At 46.8% G+C, this 23,948-nt stretch carries 22 protein-coding genes and 2 pseudogenes; 10 read left to right on the forward strand and 14 right to left on the reverse strand.

Annotation, left to right across the window (positions count from 1 at the left end; translation table 11 throughout):
• Positions 1-54: 54 nt before the first annotated feature.
• Positions 55-678 (forward strand): phosphoadenosine phosphosulfate reductase family protein, encoded by a 624-nt coding sequence (locus QMA35_RS11860; RefSeq protein WP_281647363.1) that lies wholly within the window; start codon positions 55-57, stop codon positions 676-678.
• A gap of 171 nt (positions 679-849) precedes the next feature.
• Here QMA35_RS11860 and QMA35_RS11865 read toward each other — a convergent pair.
• The 3 genes and pseudogenes from QMA35_RS11865 to QMA35_RS11875 all read right to left on the reverse strand — a co-directional run.
• Positions 850-1,200, reverse strand: a pseudogene (locus tag QMA35_RS11865) (solute carrier family 23 protein); the annotation flags it as partial.
• 436 nt (positions 1,201-1,636) lie between these two features.
• Positions 1,637-1,954: a BolA/IbaG family iron-sulfur metabolism protein gene (locus QMA35_RS11870; protein WP_281647364.1), complete on the reverse strand. Its 318-nt coding sequence runs from the start codon at positions 1,952-1,954 to the stop codon at positions 1,637-1,639.
• Between the two features lie 69 nt (positions 1,955-2,023).
• On the reverse strand, positions 2,024-3,358 hold the full coding sequence (locus QMA35_RS11875; protein ID WP_281647365.1) for an outer membrane protein transport protein: 1,335 nt from the start codon (positions 3,356-3,358) through the stop codon (positions 2,024-2,026).
• Positions 3,359-3,509: 151 nt separating this feature from the next.
• On the opposite strand from QMA35_RS11875, the gene QMA35_RS11880 reads away from it, so the two are divergent.
• Positions 3,510-3,995, forward strand: a complete 486-nt coding sequence (locus QMA35_RS11880; protein ID WP_281647366.1) for a DUF2147 domain-containing protein — start codon at positions 3,510-3,512, stop codon at positions 3,993-3,995.
• 6 nt (positions 3,996-4,001) lie between these two features.
• Here the strand turns inward: QMA35_RS11880 and QMA35_RS11885 are convergent, their stop codons facing one another.
• Both QMA35_RS11885 and QMA35_RS11890 read right to left on the reverse strand, forming a co-directional pair.
• Positions 4,002-4,625, reverse strand: coding sequence for a DTW domain-containing protein (locus QMA35_RS11885; RefSeq protein WP_281647367.1), 624 nt, complete (start codon positions 4,623-4,625; stop codon positions 4,002-4,004).
• Positions 4,626-4,741: 116 nt separating this feature from the next.
• The gene (locus QMA35_RS11890) at positions 4,742-6,844 is read right to left on the reverse strand and encodes a neutral/alkaline non-lysosomal ceramidase N-terminal domain-containing protein (RefSeq protein ID WP_281647368.1); all 2,103 of its coding nucleotides are present in this window, start codon (positions 6,842-6,844) and stop codon (positions 4,742-4,744) included.
• Positions 6,845-7,010: 166 nt separating this feature from the next.
• On the opposite strand from QMA35_RS11890, the gene adhE reads away from it, so the two are divergent.
• Both adhE and QMA35_RS11900 read left to right on the forward strand, forming a co-directional pair.
• Positions 7,011-9,650 carry a bifunctional acetaldehyde-CoA/alcohol dehydrogenase gene (gene adhE / locus QMA35_RS11895; protein ID WP_281647369.1) on the forward strand — a complete coding sequence of 880 codons (2,640 nt, stop codon included), beginning with the start codon at positions 7,011-7,013 and terminating at the stop codon, positions 9,648-9,650.
• A 95-nt stretch (positions 9,651-9,745) separates the two neighbouring features.
• On the forward strand, positions 9,746-10,072 hold the full coding sequence (locus QMA35_RS11900) for a DUF1244 domain-containing protein (protein WP_281647370.1): 327 nt from the start codon (positions 9,746-9,748) through the stop codon (positions 10,070-10,072).
• A 3-nt stretch (positions 10,073-10,075) separates the two neighbouring features.
• Here the strand turns inward: QMA35_RS11900 and QMA35_RS11905 are convergent, their stop codons facing one another.
• Entirely contained in the window at positions 10,076-10,237 is a 162-nt protein-coding gene (locus QMA35_RS11905; RefSeq protein WP_281647371.1) for a hypothetical protein, read from the reverse strand.
• Between the two features lie 27 nt (positions 10,238-10,264).
• Positions 10,265-10,519 (reverse strand): hypothetical protein, encoded by a 255-nt coding sequence (locus tag QMA35_RS11910; RefSeq protein ID WP_281647372.1) that lies wholly within the window; start codon positions 10,517-10,519, stop codon positions 10,265-10,267.
• A gap of 250 nt (positions 10,520-10,769) precedes the next feature.
• On the opposite strand from QMA35_RS11910, the gene QMA35_RS11915 reads away from it, so the two are divergent.
• Complete coding sequence (locus QMA35_RS11915; protein WP_281647373.1) at positions 10,770-12,902, forward strand: hypothetical protein; 2,133 nt, start codon at positions 10,770-10,772, stop codon at positions 12,900-12,902.
• Between the two features lie 269 nt (positions 12,903-13,171).
• On the opposite strand, the pseudogene QMA35_RS11920 reads toward QMA35_RS11915, so the two are convergent.
• From QMA35_RS11920 to truC, 5 genes and pseudogenes are all read right to left on the reverse strand, one after another.
• Positions 13,172-13,270: pseudogene (locus QMA35_RS11920) on the reverse strand (hypothetical protein); the annotation flags it as partial.
• A gap of 119 nt (positions 13,271-13,389) precedes the next feature.
• Entirely contained in the window at positions 13,390-13,920 is a 531-nt protein-coding gene (locus QMA35_RS11925) for a hypothetical protein (RefSeq protein ID WP_281647374.1), read from the reverse strand.
• An 861-nt stretch (positions 13,921-14,781) separates the two neighbouring features.
• Positions 14,782-15,162 (reverse strand): hypothetical protein, encoded by a 381-nt coding sequence (locus tag QMA35_RS11930; RefSeq protein WP_281647375.1) that lies wholly within the window; start codon positions 15,160-15,162, stop codon positions 14,782-14,784.
• Positions 15,162-15,422: a hypothetical protein gene (locus QMA35_RS11935; RefSeq protein ID WP_281647376.1), complete on the reverse strand. Its 261-nt coding sequence runs from the start codon at positions 15,420-15,422 to the stop codon at positions 15,162-15,164. Before QMA35_RS11935 ends, QMA35_RS11930 begins: the two co-directional genes overlap by 1 nt.
• Before the next feature lie 226 nt (positions 15,423-15,648).
• Positions 15,649-16,503: a tRNA pseudouridine(65) synthase TruC gene (truC, locus tag QMA35_RS11940; protein ID WP_281647377.1), complete on the reverse strand. Its 855-nt coding sequence runs from the start codon at positions 16,501-16,503 to the stop codon at positions 15,649-15,651.
• 39 nt (positions 16,504-16,542) lie between these two features.
• On the opposite strand from truC, the gene QMA35_RS11945 reads away from it, so the two are divergent.
• Positions 16,543-17,244: a pseudouridine synthase gene (locus QMA35_RS11945; RefSeq protein WP_281647378.1), complete on the forward strand. Its 702-nt coding sequence runs from the start codon at positions 16,543-16,545 to the stop codon at positions 17,242-17,244.
• A 106-nt stretch (positions 17,245-17,350) separates the two neighbouring features.
• The gene (locus tag QMA35_RS11950) at positions 17,351-18,394 is read left to right on the forward strand and encodes a TIM44-like domain-containing protein (protein ID WP_281647379.1); all 1,044 of its coding nucleotides are present in this window, start codon (positions 17,351-17,353) and stop codon (positions 18,392-18,394) included.
• Between the two features lie 252 nt (positions 18,395-18,646).
• Here the strand turns inward: QMA35_RS11950 and cueR are convergent, their stop codons facing one another.
• Positions 18,647-19,036: a Cu(I)-responsive transcriptional regulator gene (cueR, locus tag QMA35_RS11955; protein ID WP_281647380.1), complete on the reverse strand. Its 390-nt coding sequence runs from the start codon at positions 19,034-19,036 to the stop codon at positions 18,647-18,649.
• Complete coding sequence (locus QMA35_RS11960) at positions 19,033-21,282, reverse strand: heavy metal translocating P-type ATPase (RefSeq protein WP_281647381.1); 2,250 nt, start codon at positions 21,280-21,282, stop codon at positions 19,033-19,035. The genes cueR and QMA35_RS11960 overlap by 4 nt, the downstream gene beginning before the upstream one ends.
• Before the next feature lie 348 nt (positions 21,283-21,630).
• Between QMA35_RS11960 and QMA35_RS11965 the strand changes: the two genes are divergently transcribed.
• The 3 genes from QMA35_RS11965 to QMA35_RS11975 all read left to right on the forward strand — a co-directional run bounded on the left by QMA35_RS11965 (position 21,631) and on the right by QMA35_RS11975 (position 23,887).
• Positions 21,631-22,272, forward strand: coding sequence for a TetR/AcrR family transcriptional regulator (locus QMA35_RS11965; RefSeq protein ID WP_281647382.1), 642 nt, complete (start codon positions 21,631-21,633; stop codon positions 22,270-22,272).
• A 74-nt stretch (positions 22,273-22,346) separates the two neighbouring features.
• The gene (locus tag QMA35_RS11970; protein WP_281647383.1) at positions 22,347-22,829 is read left to right on the forward strand and encodes a DDE-type integrase/transposase/recombinase; all 483 of its coding nucleotides are present in this window, start codon (positions 22,347-22,349) and stop codon (positions 22,827-22,829) included.
• A gap of 203 nt (positions 22,830-23,032) precedes the next feature.
• The gene (locus QMA35_RS11975) at positions 23,033-23,887 is read left to right on the forward strand and encodes a hypothetical protein (protein ID WP_281647384.1); all 855 of its coding nucleotides are present in this window, start codon (positions 23,033-23,035) and stop codon (positions 23,885-23,887) included.
• Positions 23,888-23,948: the final 61 nt, after the last annotated feature.

Below are 23,948 nucleotides of genomic sequence, written 5' to 3' on the forward strand. Positions count from 1 at the left end.
TACAGACTTTTATAGTGAGCGACACTCCAGAACGACGAATAACAACGAAATACAATGACACAGTCCCTTCAGGAACAGAGCGCCAGCTTAAAAGGCAAATCGCCGGAAGACATTATCCAAGCCGTTCTGGCGGATGCGAAAAACCCGGTTATCACCACAAATTTTGGCCCCCATGAGGCGGCTATTCTGCACCTTGCCGTGCAGCAGAAGCCGGATATCCCTGTTATCTGGATTGATTCCGGTTATGGCACAGCTGCAACCTATAAGTTTGCCCAGCAGCTGATCCGCTCACTGAAACTGAACATTTACGTTTACCACCCGAAATACAGCCGGGCTTATCGCGAAGCTGTCCATGGCGGAATTCCTGAGGTTGATACACCGGAGCACGATGCATTTACCCAGGAGGTCAAACTGGAACCCTTTAACAGGGCGATGAAGGAATATGCACCGGATGTATGGCTTACAGCGATTCGTCAGGAGCAGACAGCATTCCGACAGAATTTGGATATCCTGACAGAAACTCAAGATGGCCTGTTACGGGTTGCCCCGCTGTTTTATTGGACAGAACTGGACTTGGAAGAATATCTGGTAGAAAACGATCTGCCGATTGAAGAAGATTACTTTGATCCAACCAAAGTTCTTGGCAATCGTGAATGCGGACTTCATACAACTCGATGAAAACCAGTCGATGAAAACCAGTCGATGAAAACCAGTCGATAAAAACCAGTCGATAAAAGCTAGTCGGTAAAAAGAAAGCCCCGATGCCATGCACCGGGGCTTTCTTTTTATCGGCATCCTCTCAAAAATCACATAACAATCTTAGCCAAGCAGAGAACACCAACAATGTACGACACCACTGAAACCTTCCTGGAATGCAGCGGTCAGTGCCATCTGCCAGGAATATCCCATGCCCAGAACCATACCGTAGGCAAAGAAGGCATTCAGTCCCATTCAGGGAGCCAGAGCAAATGGTAATTTGGCCCAGAGAGCCATGACGAGTGTACCGATAATCGCGGAGATGGTGGTTGCTGTGAACACAGCCCTGAAGTCTATTCCGGCATCTTTCAGAATCAATGGGTTGACGATCAGGATATACACTATGGTCATAAACGTGGTGAAACCTGCTATCACCTCCGTTTTAACATCTGTACCACTGGCTTTAAGCTGGAAAAATCTCTCCAGAGCTCCATCGGCAGCCATACTCTCTCCCTATTTATAATTACAATCAGGATTCAGCACAGGTGGCCGAGGAACACGTCTGAATAAAGATTCAAAGCAGTTCCTACCCTGACTGATGAGTAAAAATCCCCCCCGGCGCTCAACGAAGCTGTAGAAAAACGTTTAACAGTTGATTGTTTATATTTTTGATTAAAAATTAATCAGAAAATCACGGTTCTACGGGAATTCTGAGACTGTTTTTCTCTTGCGAACATTGTTTCATGCGCTCTCCGCACGATGATAAAATTGCCTTAGGGTTTTTCTACAGGCTCAACGACCAATTAAGGGCTTTGCTCTGACTATTTTCTGTTTACCTGATACATATCAAGGTACAGGGAGCATATTTACAAAAAAGAAAAGCCCAGATATTTACATCCAGGCTTTCAGGGTGATTCAAAATCTTTTAAACGAAGCTGGTTTACCCGGCTTTACTGCCACCAAGACAATTTGGACTGTCTGGCGACTGCCTGTTAACCACTTCCCACTCCTGAGGAATGTAAGTATGCAGTGCCAGAGCATGAACACCACTTTGCAGTTCTTCTGCAAGCACCTGGTAAACCTGCTGATGACGCTTAACAGGCATTTGCCCTGCAAATGTGTTGCTAACAATCACAACCTTAAAATGTGATTCCGAATCAGCTGGCACATTATGCATGTGGCTTTCGTTATCTATCTGCAGGTGATCCGGCTTGAATGCCTGCTCCAATTTCTGCTGAATCCTGTTCTGTACTTCCATCCCGCCGACCTCATCTTCTGCTCCGCCGAACCATGTTAACACGAGGTCAGGATAGGAGCAGAAAAACCGTTAAAACCGCCAGCGTAAACCCACACCAATGCTGTTAATGCGATTGGTAGCTTCACCACCCGCTTTGATAGCTATTTTCTTGTCTTCCTCAGAACTAAACGGGTCTTTGACATCTTCATGAATCGTACGACGGGTTGTCCATGTATGCTGCAGTGCCATATCAACCTCTAAACCTTTACTCCACTCCCATGTGGCACCTATAGATACAGCTTTGTAGTCTCCCACTGCAAAATCAACGGTTGCCGTATGGTTCGGTGTAGGAGAATCGTCGTAGGCCACTCCGGCGCGCACTGTCCAGCGAGGGTTTAATCTGTACTCCGTACCCAGAGCAAAACGCCAGGTATCATGCCAATCCATTACTTGAACTTCTGACTCTTTAATCAACTTACCACTGGTTGTTTTAGGTTCAAAAACCAGATCATCGAATCGGCTCCAGCGGATCCAGGTTGCGTCAGCCTTAATACTCCAGCCAGGAGTTAAATCGTGAATGGCACTGATAGAAAATGTCTCAGGAATATCCAGTTTGAGACGTCCGCCCGTTCGTTCAAAAGAGACACCAGCCATGGCAGCAACTTCTTCCGGCAACCTCACTTCCATTTTGCCTTCAAGGGTATGTTTGATAACACTGCGGTAATTCAAGCCAAACTGCCAGTCAGGCAAAGGCTTATAGAGAAGGCCAAAGGTAAAACCAAAACTGGTATCATCTCCATCACTTTTAAAACGGCCATCCTGATCGGTGGCGGGAATCGCTCGCTCAATCTTGCCATTTGCATATTCAGTGACCAGCCCAGCCCCAAGAGAGAGTTGATCTGTAACCTGCCAGCCGACAACTGTCAGTAGATTCACAGTAAGCAATTCACTTTTAATCGACTGATAACGCCCAATCCAGGTTTTATCGAATTCTGTACCCGTGCCCCAGGGAGAGTTAACACCAACACCAAGCCACCAGCGATCAGCTATAGGGAGTGCGCTGTAAAAATTTGGAATCACTTCTGTTCCCGTCCAGGTTTTATTATGTTCCGATACTGGATCGCCATCTTCGACATAATAAACGCGGCCATCAAAACGGGTTTCGTGAGGTATGGCTATTAAACCACCGGTCACTTCTCTGCCTTGCAGCCGGGTGATAGCTGCAGGGTTGTACCACACCGCGCTGGCATCAGAGGTTTCTGCCGCACCACCAGAAAAAGCATCCCCCAATCTGCGCACGGTCATTTCGTCCACTGAAATGCCGTTGGCCAGACTTTCCTGACTGGTCAACACGCCGCCAGCAACAACACTCGCAATAGCAACAACACTCGCAATAGCAAAGCAGATCCCCCGCAAGTCAGCCATGACGGCCACCTCCCCACTCAAAAAAATTCTGCGGCAGTGGATATAGATGGCCTTGCGCATTTTCACAAGGAGAGGTCTACACTTTCCCGGATTTTTACAGGGAAATTCACTATTTTCCACCTTATCCAGAAGAGACTATTCGGGAGAAATCATGAACTACAGATCACTGTTTCAGCGTTTTACCCTGTTTGGCTTTTTGTATTCCCTGCTGATATTGGCTGCACCTTCAAGCATGGCAGCCTCCATAGACGGACTTTGGGATATGCCGGATGACCAGGGCACACTGGATACAACCATGCATATTTACCCACTTGCCGATTCCGGGAAACGAGAAGGAAAAGCCGTTATTCTCCACCGCCCTCAAGACCAGGGCGCTGTATGCTCAAGCTGCAGCGGTGAGCGCCAAAATCAACCTATTATTGGTATGATTTTTCTTGAAGACCTGAGTAAACACGCAACAAAAGATGCTTGGTACGGTCAGGTACTGGACCCCGATTCCGGTAAAACCTACAGCGCCCGTCTCAAACCTCTGGCCGATGAAAAGACTCTGGAACTTTGTGTATACATAGCAACCGACAGAATCTGCCTATCCAGACAGAAATGGTCGAAAAGTTCTTTCTCCCTGCCAGAAGGCTAAAAACTGCTAAGAACTGTAATTAGCCTCCCAGACCTGCTTTCCCATAGCATCAATCTGGAACTGGATCATACGATCAAATGTATCAAGCATCTGCTGACAGGAATTCGGCGGATGCCCTATCTCCTCTAACAAAGCCACCGTTGCTTCTACGGTGGAAATAAAGCCATCTCCGGGAACCTTTCGAATACGGTAACGGGATACACTGTCTTCTGGTAAAACCACTTTGGGTAATTCCCCAAGCCGCGGGCAGAGGTGCAACATTTTACGGGATTTTCGCCAAGTCGCATCGAGTACAATAACCACAGGTCGCTCGTGTTCAGTTTGTTGCCTTTCCCCGCGCATAATCTCTTGAGGCAACAACTCCTGTTCGCCAGGATAAAGAAGCCATGTTCGCCCTTCTGCCACATCGAGAAGAGCATTCAACTCAGAATGCTCAGAAAAGTTCTCGCCAACAATAATCCTGCAATTCTGCACCCCCAGCTTCACGATGCGCCCCGTATTCAGCGCATGCTTCTGTTCTCTTGGAGTTTGCAGCAAAACAAGATCAACAGGAGCAGGAAAAGCATGAAGTCCCGGGCACAGACACACAGAAACAGGCCGTTCACATCTTGCGCAACGATTGCGTTTCAACAGTTTTACCCCGTAGATAAAAAACGGAGTATACCGTGAAAACCTATAGAGCCTTACGCTGTGACTTCACTTCGCAGTGGCAGAGCCGTAAAGCACTCATTGCCAATCGCCTTCAGTCACCGGCCAGACAATATTTTTCTGGTAAGTATCAACATCGTACCGCGCTGGCTTTCCTGCACAACCGCAAAACCTCGGGAATATCCATGATAAGTGGCTGTTCCTCCCTGAGGGCTTCGCCAGATACCCTGATGCCCAAGGCGATACACACCGTTCGAAGTGTCGTAAGGAATATGCCACTCTACGCAAGCTTCTCCAGACGATGCGCCAGCGTAATCCGCATACCAGTAAAAACGCGTATCCCAGTCATCGTCCGTTGCAATCCTGTGCCACTGATTATTTTCTCCCAGCTTTTCAACGGTAAGAAATGTGTCCAAGCGACGTACGGCGAGGCGTGGATGGGTCGAGGTAAAACAGGCTTTAACGACTTGTCCGGTCCACGCCACCTGAGGAGTTGATGATAAAAGGCGGCCATACTCCTCATATCCTGCGCAAGTGACAGGCGGCACTTCAACATTCTGGTAATACTGATTCAGGTTGTCTGGTATAGCCTCTGATTTTGGCAAACTACCCGGGTGAATCAGATTTTCTGATAAGCGACTGAATACCTGCTGATAGGCTGGTAAGGTCCATGGTCCAAACAATGTGGCTCCACCCTCGTACAGCTGCTCTTGATACTCTTCCGGTGTTGCCACATACAGGCTGTAATCATTGGCATAACCCGCCAGAATCAACTTTTTAAACCTTTCTCCCGCTGCGGCTTCAACCGTCTTCTTCAAACGGTGCCCGGCAATCCGGGTAAACTCTGCGGGAACGCCAAGCAGCCCCACATCACCCAGCTGAACCAAAGATACAGGTAAAACCTGTGGCGTCCAGCTGTAATTGCTGATCTCCAAAGGCACATTCCACCTCAAGACATGACTGATTGCCCAGTTTATATAATGAAAATCATGGGGAGCCCCCAAAGCCAACAGAGATACCTTGGGATAATTACACTCAGCTATTTCCGGAGTCAGCCCTGTTAAGAAATCACTAATGGTGGTCCAGGGGAAATAAGGCTCCTTGTACCCCTCTTTAAAGAAAAACTCCCAGGGTTGGGGTCGCCCATCTCTCGTTCCCGCGGCAAAGCCATAACCCGCGGTCGCAGGACATGTATCAACAGGCCGGGGTAAGTGGGTTAATTGTTCAGAAACGGTTTGCTGGGAGAAATCCACATATTCATGCTGCCATTCAATCGCTCCGGTTATTTCACGGGTGGCCTCATGAAGTAGCTGTTGTCCTTTCTGAAACTGCATGCGCCCGATAATGCGCGCACTTTCCTCCGGCGTTGACCCCGGCCCGGTACCATCAATAAAAACATTAGGGGTCATATCTCCAGCGTTAGTTTGGGGAAATGCGGCAACAAAACCGTTACCCATTTCTTTCTCCATCAATGCAGCAGCGTAGCCTTTGTTATCACCAGATATCAGCAGATTATTTTTGGGAAAGGAAACACCATGTGTCGCAAACCAGCCCAGCATACCGACAGGTTTTGTATCCCGCTCAAACTTCATCACTACCATTTCCGGGTCAATGGATTTCATGGTCGCTGATTCGGGATTACGCAAAAATGCTTTCAAAGAACGGTTCGCGCTAGCGTTATACAGCTCTCCCTGGTTTATCAAAACTCTTCCGGGGGCCAGACTTTTATGAGCCTGAACAATTGAATCAACAATTCCGCTAACCATGGCCTCAAAAGCATCTGGAAAAAAACCATGAACAGCCAGACTGAATAATAAATGACCGCCCTGACCTCCATTAGCGCTGTGACTGTGATCCGCCAGTATCAGCATGTTTCCATCCTGATAAAGTGGGCCAAACTGAAGCTGGAGGCGACGAATCACTTCTCTGGTGACATCCCCAAAAACCATCGCCGCATTCAGTACAACAATAACCACCCGCTTCTGGGTAACGGGTTCTGCCACCACAAATGCCCTGGCCCACATTCGGTCATGGATGCCTCTGGCAACCTGGGAAGATTCTCCGTATCCCAAAAGTCCGATGTCTACAGCTGGGCCAGTAATATCACTTTTACCTACACCCACCAGCCATGATGCCTGAATCTTGGCAACAAAGGTGGACAGAAGAGCAAATGTAAATACCGCAAAACCCCGTTTAATCATGCTTATTCCTTAAAGGCAGAAGCAAAAGCGCGGTCAGTATAGAAGCGTATGAAAAATCTGCTTGGCAATGACTCGATATGTTCTACTGCGCCACATAGAGCAAAAAATTGAACTATAGAGCCACATCGAAATAACCCTCTCTCGACTATTCTGTGACCTCCTCTCCGTGGATTCTTTTTCGCCCTTTCAGGGAGGCGTTAAAATGAAAGCAGACGACAGTCAGCAACTTGAACAAACTATTGCCCGTGTAAAGGAAGCACAGCAACAATACGCCAGCTTTTCTCAGGAACAAGTTGACGCAATTTTCCGAAGTGCCGCTCTGGCTGCCGCCGATGCCAGAGTTAGCCTGGCCAAACAGGCAGCGGAAGAAACAGGGATGGGGATTATTGAAGACAAGGTCATTAAAAACCATTTTGCTTCGGAATACATTTATAACAAATATCGCGACGACAAAACCTGTGGCATTCTGGAAGAAGACCCCACCTTCGGCATTATTAAAGTGGCCGAACCAATTGGCGTTATTGCAGGCATAGTGCCCACAACAAATCCAACCAGTACCGCGATATTCAAAGCACTCCTGGCTTTGAAAACCCGCAACGCTATTATTTTTTCTCCGCATCCAAGAGCACGAAACAGCACTTGTACCGCTGCACGCATTGTTCGTGATGCAGCCGCAGCCGCTGGCGCTCCTCCCAACGTGATCGATTGGATTGAACAACCAACCGTTGATCTTTCCAGCCAACTTATGCAACACCCGTCAATCAGCCTGATTCTTGCTACCGGCGGCCCGGGGATGGTTCGGGCGGCTTATTCTTCTGGTACGCCGGCCATTGGCGTCGGAGCCGGTAATACTCCTGTTGTTATTGATGAAACAGCTGATATTAAGCAGGCCGCCAGCTCAATACTTATGAGTAAGACATTCGACAATGGAGTTGTATGCGCTTCTGAGCAATCAGTCATTGTTGTCGAGAGTGTTTATAAAAAAGTCCGCGAGCGTTTCCTTAATCATGGCGGTTTAGTCATGAAAAAAGCAGACGCTAACAAAGTGGGCAAAGTGTTACTGAAGGGTGGCATCTTGAACTCTGCCATTGTTGGTCAGTCTGCCGTCAAAATTGCTGAACTTGCCGGTATTAAAGTACCAGCGGAAACCAAAGTGTTAATTGCCGAGGTATCTGACTCTTCAGAGAAGGAGCCGTTCGCCCACGAAAAGCTCTCCCCCACTCTGGCCATGTATAAAGCCAAAGATTTTACCGATGCTACCCGGATAGCGGCCGAGCTGGTTACCCTTGGCGGCATTGGTCATACATCAGTGCTGTATACAGATCAGGATCGGGAAACCAAACGTCTGGAAGAATATGGCCAGGCCATGAAGACCGCCCGTATTCTGGTGAACATGCCTGCATCTCAAGGGGCGATTGGTGACCTGTACAACTTTAAGCTGGCCCCATCCCTGACTCTGGGTTGTGGCTCCTGGGGCGGTAACTCCATCAGTGAAAACGTTGGTGTAAAACACCTGATCAATGTCAAGACTGTGGCCATGAAGCGCGAAAACATGCTGTGGCACAAGTTGCCAGAATCTGTGTACTTTAACCGTGGCTGCCTGCCGGTTGCCCTTGAAGATTTGAATGGCTGCAAGCGTGCCGCCATTATCACCGATGGCTTCCTCGCCAGCAGTGGCATGGCCAGTCAGGTAACCGGCATTCTGCGCCAACATGGTATTGCCGTGAGAGTATTCTCAGGGGTCGAAGCCGACCCAACCTTGGGCGTTGTAGCTGAAGGCACAGCCATGATGAACGACTTCCAGCCCGATGTCATTATTGCCTTTGGTGGCGGTTCCCCCATGGACGCTGCCAAAATCATGTGGGTAATGTACGAGCACCCAGACGTACGCTTTGAAGAGCTGGCGCTGCGATTTATGGACATTCGCAAGCGTATTTATCACTTCCCGAAACTGGGGGAAAAAGCGAAGTTTGTGGCTATCCCAACCACCTCGGGAACTGGCTCTGAAGTCACACCTTTTGCTGTGGTGACTGATGAAAGGACCGGTGTGAAATACCCACTGGCGGATTATGAGCTGACGCCAGACATTGCCATTGTTGATGCCGACCTGGTTATGCAAATGCCGCGAACACTCACCTCCTGGGGCGGTATTGATGCATTGACCCATGCTCTGGAAGCTTATGTATCTGTGCTGGCAACACCTTACACCGATGGTCACTGCCTGCAAGCCACATCTATGATTTTTGAATGGTTGCGGCCTGCTTGCCAAGAAGGTTCCTGTAATCCTAAAGCCCGTGAGCAAATGCACAATGCTGCCACCATTGCCGGAATGGCGTTTGCAAATGCCTTCCTCGGTATTTGCCATTCCATGGCTCATAAGATCGGCAGTGAATTCAAGCTGGCCCACGGTCTCGCGAATGCGTTACTCATCAGCTATGTGATTCGTTACAACGCCACAGACAACCCCACCAAACAGGCCGCCTTCCCACAGTATGACCGCCCGATTGCCAAGTGCCGATATGCGTCTGTGGCTGACCATTTAAAGCTGGGAGGTAAAGATAATGAAGCCAAGGTTCTGAACCTGATTACCGCTATCGAAGAGCTCAAACGGGATGTGGGGATTCCTTCGTCATTGAAGGAAGCTGGCGTACCGGAAGATCAATTCCTGACTCATCTGGATGCTCTTGCTGAAGCTGCCTTTGATGATCAGTGTACTCCTGCGAATCCCCGCTACCCGCTGATTACCGAAATCAAGGAAATTCTGCGCCGGGCTTACTATGGAGAAGATCCTCTTAAGCCGATTTAAACAGCCTTCTGTAAACCTTGTGGTGATACTGGTTCTGGCCGTATCACCACGTTAGACTTCCTGCACAAAATCAGGCCGTACAGGATATAACAACAATGACCACTCCTTTCTCTCAGACAGACCTTGATCAAGCCACTCAAGATAAACTTGATGCAGCGGTCTTTCGCAAATTACTTGAGCACCTTGATAACAATAAAGATGTGCAGAATATCGATCTGATGATTCTGGCGGATTTCTGTCGCAACTGTCTTGGAAAGTGGTACAAGTCTGCAGCAGATGAAGCTGGTGTGGAAGTTAGCGACGGGCAGGCCAGAGAAAGAGTCTACGGCATGCCCTACAGCGAGTGGAAGGAAAAATATCAGTTACCTGCCACACCAGAACAGATGGCCGCTTTTGAGAAACGACAAAAAGACAAAGCTTAAGCACTATAACCAGAAGACAGGGTTGCCCACCTTTTCCAACACTTTGGCAAGGTCTGCGCCAGTAATGGCAAGGTCTGCGCCAGCAATGGCAAGAGTTACTTCGGGCAGGCCCGGTGTCCACAGAATCTCCTCGTGATCACACAGGGCCTTGTCGGCATTCAGCAATAAAGTGGTTGAATCTAACCTTTCAGTTCACTGTGGTAGGCATTCACATGCTGAAGATGGAAAACCTTCTCCCGTACATTTTGTCCCAGTCGGGATTCTGGCGGGCTGTTTGAGGTGGCGTAAACCTTTATGAGATTCACGGAAGAAGGCTTCATCCAGTTCAACAATTCCTTGAAGGAGCTCCGCCTGATCGTTTTCCAGCAGTGCCATCACGCGGTGACACAAAAGCTCTGTTCTAATCGTTGGTAGAGTCTGGGAAGTGAGGGTGAATGTTTCTGTCATGACGTTCTCCAGCCAATGAAATACGTCGACGACAGTTTAATTCACTCTCAACTTAATTCACTCTCAACTTAATTCACTCTCAACTTAATCGCTGAACAGCGCCGCTAACGAGTCTGTCAAAGCGTTTGTACATCTTTCGCTGTGAAAGTGAACTCCCTGCCTCATTGGTTCTCAAAGTCTGCAACTCTCCTGGCCAGAAGCCCTCTTACCAGCCAGGAGGTGCCGATCTATCACTTGAAGGACACCCGTTATGACATACTTTGTAAACAACACAAGAAAAAGTAGTACTTCTTGCCACTCTCACCACTCTCACCACTCTCACCACTCTCGCAATGTCGGTTTATTCCGGCTTCCCTCTCTCCTGGCTCTAGCATGTGCCAGTACTCTGGCTCTAGGGGCTCCGCAGGAAAATGCTGTTGACTATAAGTCTCTATCGTCTTCTGTGGCAGGTACGGCTGATGGTAAGAGTGTTACCTGGGATCATTTAAATGAAGTTCATGGGGGCAGCGTTAACTTTGTAAAAAAAATTGAAGACAAACTCTACTTTGGGACACAGTACGGAAAGCTCTATACCAGTGATGGTTATGGACAAGACAAAGTTATTGTCAGCCCGGATCATATCAACGGTATGAATGACCTTTTGTTGAAAGGGAATGTTTTTTTCATCGCTACGGATGAAGGGCTTTTCATGAGCAAGGACAATCTCGCAACCTGGACTGCGGTCAAGAATTCTGTTGTCTCCAAGGCTTCGATTTTCAACATCATCACCCATAATGATGCATTGGTCATAGCGTCCTCAAAGGGAATGTTCATTTCTGATGATGAGGGTGTCAGTTGGAAGAAGCTGGACACATCTTCTTCTGGTGTCGACGGTTATACTTCCAGCTTCATTGTTTCTAATGGCAGTACATTACTGGCAATGAGTCGCGCTAAAACAGATGTTCCCCAATCCTCTCTAATTTACAGTAATGATAACGGGGCGACCTGGAACGAGGTGGGAGATTACTTTTATGTTGGCAGCTGGTCCTGGCAGCCCGTGACTGTCATTGATGACACTTTCTATGTCGTCGGCCAGAGTTACGCGAAACCTAATCCAACTGATATCGCTTCTGTTTTTTCAAGCCGCGATGGAAAAAACTGGGAGCAAGGTGCTTATCTTAATGACCTTGGAACTGCTCCGCCGATCAGCAGTGTGACCCATGATTCCACAGGCCGGATCTATGTCACCAATCAACCCTATCTAGGGGAGCGTCCCTACACATCACTCCAGACCAGTAAAGTGATTTCAGGTCATCCTGGACAGTCTGACTGGGCTACTTTTGACAGGCCAGACCGCCCTCTCTCTTCCATGTCTATTGTGGATGATCAACTGGTGATGGCTTTGCTTGATGAGGGTGTGTTGGAGAGTTATGACCCGAATACCGGAGCCGTAAAACAGATTGATACTGTGACCAGTGTTTATGCCAGTGCTTTTGCCGGTGATTATGGCTATCTGCAGGTTGTTGCCTCTGGAGCCATTTCTTCCCCTTATCAGGCCGCTACCTTTAATTATGTTGATTGCGACAGTAATGTTTTCCTTTACGCTGATGAAGAGAAGTGGGTTATTCACAACCCGGAAAAGCTGGAAGAAGGCATGGATACCCTTGGCTGGAACACTGTGAAAGATATCGACAGTCAAAACAGTAAAACTGTGATGGTCACCTGCAGTGGAAAGCTGTTCTACAGTGAGGATGGTGGTCACACCACAGCGGAAATTAAACTTCCTGATGTTTTGCCGACCTCTGCTGGAGCAACCGTCACCCTGTTTAATGGAAAAATATATGCGGGTAACCAGTGGGGCATCTATGAAGTGTCTGATTACACCTCGGGTTCGCCGAAGATGAAGCAAGTTGAAACGTTTGACCAGAAAACAAGTGTTCTGAAGGACTTCCTTGCGACGGAAAAAAGCCTTTATGCTGCCAGCATGGGTCTTGGGCCGTTGAAAACATCAGATGGGCAGTCATGGTCCAAAATCAATCACGGGTTAAAGAATGCTACGGATGTACAAGCACTGGCATACAACAATGGTACGGTGTATGGAGCAGGTAACGGTGTCTATCGTCTTACCGATGGTGCTGATAGCTGGCAGGATATCAGTGGCAATCTTACCCAGATAGTAGGAAACAGTTCAGTTGGTAGCATTGCTGCTTATCAGGACAGCTTGTTGCTAACCGTCACAGGTTATGGCGTTCTTATGGGCTTCACTGATGGCCGCACGGGCTGGAAGGCAGTGAACAATGGCCTTGATACGCAACGTGTAAACCGGGTGATGATGTTTGGTAGCAACCCTATTCTGGGAACAGAGGAGAACGGTATCTATAACGGTACATTCACCACCCCCTGATAAACCACGACAAAGAAACATACCCGCCTCCACTATTGTGAGGGGGCGGGCATGTTTACAGTGACGCTAACCCGGATATGTCATCAGGCTCCAATACTATCCTGCAAATGAGATGTTCTTATGGAAAGAACACCTCATGGTTAAATCTTGGGCATAAAGAGATACCAGCAGAGTTTTCAGACACACCTCCCCCTTACTCCATTTCAAAACGACACAGCGTTATCTGGCCACAGCGTTATCTGGCTGGCTAAACGCTCATCGCGATCAACGGCGGCCTGCAAAGCCAGATCATCCCGCAATTGCTGATGATCGTTCAGATCGTCCCCGTCATAGCCAAGGGCCAGCGCATAAATACGCTGACGCAGAAGGGGTTCGGTTTTATGGCGGCAACGTTCAATATCCGAGGGTCATTGATAATACGGCTGAGGGTAAGGGTTAAACCCATCTCGCCCTTCTGATTTTGGTGAAATATTCGGGCTAGCCGTTTTTATGCATTGAACCAGAGATATTTGTCAAAAACCCTCTCGTGAAACCAAGGTTCTGATGTTAATGAAGAAATCTCGCTATCACTGAGTTCGTAAGCTTGTGTGAACTTTTTCACAGACACTAACTCAGAACAGCATTCTTTGATGGTTGGTAATACTTTTTCAAATTCGGTTAGCCAAGCATCCCTGTAATTTTTATATTCACCCAGGGTTATCTTATTATTTTTCCGCTTTAGCCAGTTATAAGCTCTACTATCATAGATAATTACTGGGCTTTTAAACTTTAACCAAAGCAATTTTGAAGCTGCTAAAATAGCATTAGTTCCATATGAGTTCTCAAATTTAAAAGCCAACTCAAGTACTTTATCTGAAACATTGTCATGCGATATTGATTCAACAGTATTTAATATCTCATGGGCTTTTTTAAACCTATAAGGTTCATCAATAGTTTTGAAATTTCTGACAATTTTGTAATATTTTGCAGCATCAAGTAGAGCTTTTGCTGATTCTTTATCTGAATTTGATGCAATCATATCAATGAATCGTTTATCCCAATAAAGCCAATCATTAAAATAGTGGACTGAAAAATAATGGAAGTTTTGCATTGAACTCTCTTAAGACGGCTAACGCCTGCTTCATCCGAGGGCACGTCGGATGGAGGGGCTTTAGCCCCGGAACGAACTGGAAGCATTTGTTAGAACTTGTGTTCTTTTATTTGAGTTCTTATTTTTCGTCTAATTTCTCTTTTTATCATATTTAGCGTATACCGTTTATTCCCACCCTTTATAGTGGAAATTGTTTCTCTATCGCAATTTTCACAAATAAATTTTGTTTGTCTATCACAGAAAGCGTGATCACAGTTATTATCATCATATATAAGCGTTCCATCACATTTAGGGCAATAACACCATAGATTTACAATCTCATTTCCTCTCCATTTCCACCGCCAATTAACATCATAAATTTCATCTGAAATATAGGATTTAATACGTGGTTCGAAAGCAAAGCTTCTGGTTTTTATGATTGCAGAATAAAATAGAACACTTGTGCAGGTAATAAGAATGAGAAATAACCATAGTGGAACAGAATAAGTGGATTGTAATAACAGCCAGATCGAGAAAACTGTCTTCTTTAGAAACAAAAGTCCTGTTGGTAAATACTTCACTGATCCGAGTATACAGGCCACTGAAACACCACCAATACATGACGCGATAGCACTGTTACGGATACTTAAAACAGGATCATCTTTCATTCTATTTTTCTAGCACATATTCCCTTATAATATAAGACATAAAACGTATATCAAGGAGTGCTGTTAATATTGCCTGTTATATGAGCAGAAGAGTTCTAACGCCTAAATCAGATGTGCCATAGGCGTCAACTGGATTTTCTTGTTAGGGCTTAGGTGTGGAGGTCTTAATGTTTTGTTCTTGCTGGAACGTGATTTGTTTAACCATCAGATCCCATGATTTGTTAACGATAAAGCCTCCAACCGTTACAAGAATTATCAAAACTACTGTAGCTGCATATATTTTCTTTGACACACCAGTAACGGTGCTTTCAAGATCGGTAATTTTTTTATCTTGTTTTTCAATAACGTCTTTCAGTGACTCAACGCTACTGGTTAACTGACCAGTACTTTTTTGCAATTCCATTACTGCTTGCAGTGTGAAGCTATGATCGACTTGACCAAAACCTTGCGGCGTAACGGATGCATTCCCTACTTGATCTGGTGTTGTTGTAGGATTATTTCGTGCATCAGGTCTGTGATACATCAGGCTCCTCCATTAGCCGCTATCCATTCCCACACATCTTTTCCTGCACGACCCCAATAGGCAGAAAAGTTGAGAACAATAGCAGAGCCAGATGGAGATTCACTAATCCCAATATCGTCTGAGAGCTGACGGCTAGTACCGTCGTAGGCAACGAGCCACTCACCATTTGGCAGCCGCAAGGCCTTATTGCCAAATTTCTGAGGCAATATTTGATCAATGTTCGTTGCACCACCGACTGGAACAATTATAAATGTACTCATAACGGCTATGGTAGTGGGTTTGGGGGGTGGTGTCTATCGAGAGTCTTTACGTAAAAATCAAGTATATCCAATAATATTCCCAGCATATTTCACCCTATCACCAAGATGTACTAATGAATACTCTTCAAACTCTCTATAAGACAAGCTATGCACGCTCATATAGGAGACTGCTCTGTTTATCTCTCCCATATTGTACCCAATTGTTGCTGATTATTGCCCTAACAGCTCACTTATACACCCACCCAAACCGCTTTATCAAATCAGTAAACACGGTGTCTAATGGAGCATTTATCTTTAGTTTTTCTCCAGTCACTGGATGGGAAAAACTCATTTCAGTACACACCAGCAATAACCGCCCAGCATTCAGATGCTCCGCAAAATAACGGTTGTGGTTACCCTTTCCATGTTTCGCATCGCCAATAATTGGATGGGCAATATGCTTCATATGTCGCCGAACCTGATGCTTGCGGCCAGTGCGGGGTTTTACTTCTACCAGTGAATATCGGCTTTGAGGGTAGCGGTCTATCTGTACCGGCAGTTCAACAGTATCCAAACGACGATATTCCGATACAGCTTCCTGCGCTGGCTTATCTTTTCTCGCTTTACGGTCTGTCATCTTGTCATGTTTTTCTTTCAAGGCATGATCAATAACTCCAGCTTCCGGTGTAATCCCTCGAACAACGGCCAGATAGGTTTTCTCTACATTTCCTTCCTGAAACTGCTCTCCCAACTTTCGGGCTATTTCACTGCTCAGGGCAAATACCAGTACGCCGGATGTTGGTTTATCCAGCCTGTGAACTGGGAATACATGTTGCCCAATCTGATCCCGCACAATTTGCACGGCGAAGCGGGTTTCGTGGCGATCAATCATCGAACGATGAACCAGTAACCCCGATGGCTTGTTCACCACCACCAGATACTCATCCTGATAAAGAATATCGAGCCTCTCCTGCTCAGGAGCAGAACCTGGCTCAAGGAGAGTTTCGGTGTCGGGGCAAATATCAGGCATAACAGATGTATCGCAGGCAGGAATAAAACCCGGCAACCCTACCGACCCGTTATACCTTTTGCAAACCGGCACGTATAATCCCGGCCTGTTTTCTGGTTCTGTTGCTTCTCTATGTCTGACTCTCCCGAAATTATTCTTTTTAACAAACCTTTTATGGTGCTTTGCCAATTCACAGACAGTGAAGGCCGGGACACACTGGCAAATTATATTAAGCGCCCTGGAGTCTACGCAGCAGGCCGTTTGGATAGGGATAGTGAGGGCCTGCTTCTGCTCACTAACAATGGCACCGTACAAAACCGGATTTCTGACCCACGCCATAAGATGGAGAAAACCTATTGGGTGCAGGTAGAAGGAGTACCGGAAGAGCCAGATATAGACAAGCTCCGCAAAGGAATAACATTAAAGGATGGGCCAACCCGCCCGGCCAAAGTTCGCAAAATCGAAGAGCCTGATATCTGGCCGCGTAATCCTCCAATCCGGGTAAGAGCCAGCATTCCAGATACCTGGCTGGAGATTAAAATTTCAGAAGGCCGGAATCGCCAGATACGGCGTATGACCGCAGCTATTGGCTTTCCTACCCTGCGACTGGTTCGTTACGCTATCGGCTCGTGGACAGTCGATAATCTGAACATCGGAGAATGGAAAACCTTACCCGCCCCGGAAGAACTGTTAAAACGCCCAGAATCCACTGGACCAAGAAAGCCCAGTACAGGTTTTAAGAGGGCTCCAAATCGAACAGGAAAAAGGCCTTCACCCCGAAACCACGGAAGATCTTCTGGAGCCTCCAGAAAACCCGGCAAACCAAAACGTTAAGAACGCCCCCTGGCAGAGGATATTGTCGCCACACGGTCATCCAATCAGAACATTTACCTACTCCCCACCCCTTGAAAAATTTGACTTATGTCACCATCAATTTAGGATGCCAGTTCACCCGCATGACACTCCCGAGGAGTTCCAACGTAAACCTATGATGAAACGACTTCTACCGGTACTGGCTGTTATGCTGGCCTTTACCTGCACTCTTGCGCCAACTGATGCCTATGCCAAAAAGTTTGGCGGTAGCAAATCCTTTGGCAAGAGTTTTAAAACTGCTCCGGCTCAGCCCAGCTCCTTTAAATCACCCACGACGGCATCTAACAAAAGTACAACCCAGAGTGGCCTGAACAACACCGGCAAAGCACAAAAGAAAGGTCTTTTCGGCGGCATGATGGGAGGGCTGTTAGGTGGCCTGTTAGTTGGTGGATTAATTGGTTCACTGCTGGGTGGCGGCGCATTCGAAGGTATCCAGTTTATGGATATTCTGATTATTGCCGGCCTCGCCTTCGTTCTGTTCAAACTGTTGAAAGGCATGAATCGGGCGAAAACGTCTGCCATGAATGGAGAACACCACTCACCCAAAACAGCCTTGCAGGGCGCAGGTGCCAATACTCACCAGACTCATAACCAGAATCAAAGCAGCTGGGCAGATGATGTCAATTTCCGGCAGTCTGGGGATGTATCCAAAGATGCTGACTTTGGCAACACCGGCAGCCAAACCCAGGCTCAACCCCAGAACAGCGGTTTTGGTTCATCGGAAAGTGATGTGTCTTTCAATTTGCCGCCAAACTTTGACCTGAACGGTTTCCTGAATCGTTCCCGCAACCATTACCGCACTATCCAGGACGCCTGGAATAGCGGTGATATGGAAACTATTCGGGAATATGTTTCTCCAGACCTTTTTGTTCACCTGCAACAGGAGCGTGCCACTCTTACTGGTGATCAGCACACCGAAGTGATGTATGTGGATGCAGAGTTGGTACGAAGCGATTACATGCTGGGCAAAACAGAACTCAGCTTAAAGTTCAGCGGTCGTTACCGCGATAATGTAGAGCGTGTGGAAGAGAATATTACCGATATCTGGCATCTTGAACAGGAGCGTGAAGACGGGCCCTGGTTAATTGTTGGCATTGAATACTCCGAGTAAATCTTCAAGTAAAAAAACGGGCAACCAAATGGTTGCCCGTTTTTTTCAGCCTTGTGGCTGTTTAGCCGTACGCAAATAGTTTTTGTGTCCACTTGCCTTCGATGGCAAATCAGTGATTTTCACTTCCCCATATTTGGCTTTCGCATCCTCATCAGACATACCGGGTGAAACCATTGCATCAAACTCTAAAGAAACTCACCACAGCGTAGGCTATTTCTCCGTTGTTCAATTTCGGCTTCCAGAACCAGACGTTTACTCCCCTGCAAGGTTATCCAGAATCGGGCAACCTGGCTGATCATCGCCATGACAACAGGATGCAAGAGTTTTCAAACTGTCACGCATGGCCTGCAGTTGAACAATCTTCTGATCAATGTCATCAATACGGGCCAAAGCCACAGCTTTTACATCAGCACTTTTGCGATCACTTTTCTGGTAGAGCCCGAGCAACTCTCCGCATTCCTCCAGAGAAAACCCCAACTCTCGGGCATGGCTGACAAACTTCAGCTCACGGATATGCTGATTATCATAATCGCGGTAGCCATTGTCTTTGCGGCTGGCAGGCGACACCAACCCAATACTTTCATAGTACCGGATAGTTTTCGCCGTCAGCCCTGTTGCTTCGGATGCTTTGGAAATGTTCATGCCCGCTGGCCTCTTTGTGGTTTAAACAAGCGCAAACGATTGGCATTGCTCACCACGGTTACAGACGACATAGCCATAGCTGCACCGGCAATAACCGGGTTCAACAGCATACCGGTGAGCGGATAAAGAACACCTGCTGCAACAGGAATACCCAGGGAATTATAAAGAAAGGCACCAAAAAGATTCTGACGGATATTTTTGAGTGTGGCTCTGGATAGCTCAATCGCATCAGCCAGACTGTGCAGAGAGGAACGCATCAAAGTGATATCCGCTGTTTCAATGGCTACATCAGCACCGGCCCCAATCGCTAAACCAACATTGGCCCGAGCCAGAGCTGGTGCATCGTTGATACCATCGCCAGTCATGCCGACAATTTCCCCCTGATCCTGCAGCTCCCGAATATAACCCTCCTTATCTTCCGGCAAGACCTGAGCGCGATAGACATCAATACCAGTTTGTTCGGCAACAGCTCTCGCGGTTTGCGGGTTATCACCTGTCAGCATCACCACTTTTAAACCCAGCTTATGCAAACGCTTAATTGCGGCAGCGGAATCTTCACGAATGGGATCAGAAACAGCTAACAAACCAGCAAACTGATTGGCAACGGCAAGGTACATTACAGTTTGCCCTATAGCTGCCAGTTCTGCTGCCACTGTTTTCATTTGGTCAAAAGCCACCTGATTTGCTGACATCAGCCGCTCATTTCCCAGTAGAATTTTTTGGCCATCGATATAACCAGAAATTCCCATTCCTGTCTCAGAGACAAAGTCTGTAACTGCTGAAAGGTTGTAATTCTTCTGTTGAGCCGCAGCAACTACAGATTCCGCCAGTGGATGACTGGAACCAGCCTCAACCGCAGCAGCCAGGGTAAGCACCTGCTCTTCTGTAAACCCTTGGCAGGCTTCGATAGCTGTTACTGTTGGTCGCCCTTGGGTAATTGTTCCTGTTTTATCCAAAACAACTGTGGTCAGGCCACTTGCGGTTTGCAGGGCTTCACCTTTACGCACCAGCATTCCCAATTCCGCCGCTTTACCTACACCAACCATGACCGACATGGGAGTTGCCAAACCAAGGGCACAGGGGCAGGCAATAATCAAAACTGTCACCATGACCACAAGAGCATGAGTGATGGCCGGTGCGGGGCCAACTGCCAGCCAAACAACTGCAGCCATAAACGCTATAGCAATAACCGCTGGCACAAAGATTGAAGCCACTTTATCCGCCAGCTGAGCGATAGGCATTTTAGAATTCTGCGCCTGTTTGACCAGTGCGATAATGCGGGCGAGAGCTGTATCACTGCCAACCTTTTCCGCCTGTGCCAGAACAGAGCCATTGCCGTTTAATGTGCCAGCACTTATAGAATCTCCGGTAGCTTTGGCAACCTGTACTGGCTCACCCGTCAACATGGATTCATCAATCAGGGATTCTCCTTCCAGAACAATGGCATCAACGGGAACGCTGTCACCAGCACGAATACGAATCTTGTCGCCAACCTTTACCGCTTCAACGGGAACATCCCTTTCCCCTTCGGCCGTTACCAGGCGTGCCATTGGGGCTTGCAAGTGGAACAAACGTTTAATGGTGTCGCCGGTTTTGCCTTTGGCACGCAACTCCAGCATCTGGCCAAAATTGATTAAACCAATAATCATGGCCGAGGCTTCAAAATATACATGCCGTGCAGCGGCTGGCAGTGCTTCAGGGAACAGCACGACAGTCATAGAGAATAACCATGCCGCACCGGTACCCAAAGCAACAAGAGTATCCATAGTGGCACTGCGTTTTTTCAAAGAAGACCACAATCCACGGAAGAAATGCCCGCCACTAACCACCAGCACAGCCAGAGTCACTAAACCCACCAGCCCCCAGTACATCTGACTGATGCCTGGGGTGACTGTCATATCACCGCCGACCATCCCCCAAGCCATAAGGGGAACACTGACCCCAAGAGCGAGTGCCGTATACTTTTTTCGTCGGGTTAATTCCTGCTGATCTCGTAACTCTTGTTTACGGCGATTTTCTGCTTCGCTTTCCACCAAAGAAACATCAAAGCCAATACCTTGAATGGCCGCCAGAACAGCTTCAGGCTCGGCAGTGCCACTCACGCGGGACGTTTTTTCAGCAAGATTTACAGAACAGGAGGTGACTCCCGGAACAGAGTTCAGGGCTTTCTCGATTTTCCCTACACAACCGGCACAGGAAATGCCAGGTAAAGAGAGGGTTATAAATGTGTCTGTCAAAGCACTCATGACAACAACTCCTGTCAAGGTTATAGATCACAAGATAACCCTTACCCTAACTGGAAGGTCAAGCTTTGCAACCTTGCGGTTTACCGAACCAATCCTGCACGAATTCCCAGAGCTCGAAACATGCCATAAAGAGAAGCAACATTCTTGATGAAAAATAGCCGAACCCGCGCACCAGCCTGCAGAACAACCCATAAACGACACCTATCACCTTATTATTATATAGCACCAGATGCAGCGACTGCTGGTATGATGAACACAGGTCAGATACTTATCTAATTACAGAAAACAAAGCGGCAATAATGTTTCTCGTTTTCTGAGATATAAGAGTTAACAGCTATACAGATAAATATGACAGCCCCAAAAAAACACAACGACCGCCGCACAATCAGCCCTGATGCACTTGAAAAGCTGCGCCAGACGATTATTCGCCTGTTCTCAGCGGGAACCTTCAACGATATCGGCGTACGAGATATCTGCAAAGAAGCCAAAGTCAGCCCGCAAACGGTTTACAAATACTTTGGCAACAAAGAGTCGCTACTATTTGCCTGTATTAGGGAAGATATGGATGTGCTCTATCAAAGCGTGAGTCATGCCGCATCAAGTGGCGGCTCTGTTATTGAAAGGGCTGAGAGATGTGCCAGAGCATTCTTTGGTTTTTACGAAAGTAATCAGGCTGTCGCCCGTATTATTTTCCTGAATATTCCTCCGGTAAACTGGGTTGGCAATGAAGAGTTCACCCAAACCATTCTAATGGACAGCCTTGGAAACTTACTGACAGAGGCACAGGCTACCGGACTTCTGAGTAACCAACCCGTTCAATTACTACTGGATATGATAGCCGGAGCCGCTCACCGGGTTATTTTACGGTGGCTAACGGAAGAAAATTCAAACCTTAGTGAAATGACCGACAGCTTCCTGATCATTCTCAAGCAAAACCTTCTCAGCTTAGGTCAGACAACTTACGAAGCCAGAAGCACTGCAACAACCTGAATTTCAGGTTCTGTTGCAAACTCAGCCCATACCAGCAAGAACCCGCAACCTCTTCCACTTCTGAGCTTTCACGGATGACGTTTTCCGGTCGCCACTTCCCCAAAGATATCATTCTGCAGGCTGTTCGCTGGTATATCACTTATCCTCTCAGTCTGCGTATGATTAAGGAAGTGCTGCTGATTGCCTTCTTACCAAAAAGCGAGATAAAAAGCTGCCAAGGCCTTTTCCGTAAGGCTATCCGCCAACATGGACAACCAGAAAAAGTGAGTATTGATAAAAGCGGCAGCAATATATCTGCTCTCACTTCTATCAACACAACATTCAAGGATAAAGAGCCAAAGATCACCATTTACCCAAGCAAATACCTGAACAACATTGTGGAGGAGGATCATCGATTTGTGAAAAGGATTACCCGCACTATGATGCAGTTCAAGGGTTTCTATTCTGCCAAGGCGGCACTCGCTGGTATTGCGCTATCTCATATGCTGAGAAAAGGCCAATATTCAGATTCTGAGTCAACGAAACCGTGGGAGTATTTTTACTCTTTGACGGCATAATTGTGTCTGGAGAATAATGACTTTTGATTTATCTGAAAGCTTGCAACAGAACCGTGTATTCAAATATCGCTATCTAACCAATAAAATGTACAACATGATTATAAAGTTTGAAAATATTATAAGAACTAACTGCTTTTTATCGCCGGAACTTTTCAGATTTCCATGGCTCTAAAAGTGGATTATGGATAATGAGGCAGGTCATAATGCAAGGAACAAATTCAGAAATAGGATATTCAATAAACTGTTCGGATTCAGGTACTTGTAAGTATGACGAACAAATTGTTCCAAAAACTAGCATTTATTTACCAACATCAAGTGAAGTTGCTGTCGCCTCTGGGGCTCCCACGTTATTAATTCATACATCTCAATGGCCTCATCAAAAGGAAACATGCCTAAATGAAAGGAAAGTTAAACACACTTATTCGAAGCTCACTCCGAATACTCGATGTCCTGATGACACGCCAGCAAATAATATCGAACGCCATACCTTAATGGAGCCATGGCAGAAAAGGATAGTTGGCCCACCTCCCCCCCTGAATCTAATACCAGATGATCGATACGCATTTTCTGATGAGAGCATCGCCCTGAGAAAGCCTCATCCTGATGAAGGAGTGAGTGGATCAAATTTTCATGACGTTCAAATATTTAAAAAAGGAAGTAAAAGCCAAGAATTAAAGCAGAGATTACAGAATGTCCTTTGCAAACCAAATTATTGCTCGTTATTGGATGTACCTGAATCTGCTATGACTCTATCAGAAGCCTGTAAACGAGCAATGAGATGGCAGGCGCAGGCTCTTGCATTCAGTACTGAAAAGCCAGGTTACGTTATTTTTAATCGTCTCGACAAGGTCTCTTCTCACTTCATATCACGACCAGACATCATTGCTCATTTTGTTAAAGATACCGACCTAAAATTTAAATTAAATAACCGAGAACACAACAGGCCAACCCTAACAACCGAAGAGTTATTACATTTAACAAAGTGTGTTATTGATTATCGCGACAATATTTACCATGATGTATTAAACAATCTAAAAAACATCCTGATTACCACCTAACCTCAGCCACGATTCGTAGACTAAACTGACGACGCTGGTTTTCTTATCGAGCGAGGGCGAC

The sequence above is a fragment of the Parendozoicomonas sp. Alg238-R29 genome (genome assembly GCF_947331445.1).
In the GTDB taxonomy this organism is placed as follows: domain Bacteria; phylum Pseudomonadota; class Gammaproteobacteria; order Pseudomonadales; family Endozoicomonadaceae; genus Sansalvadorimonas.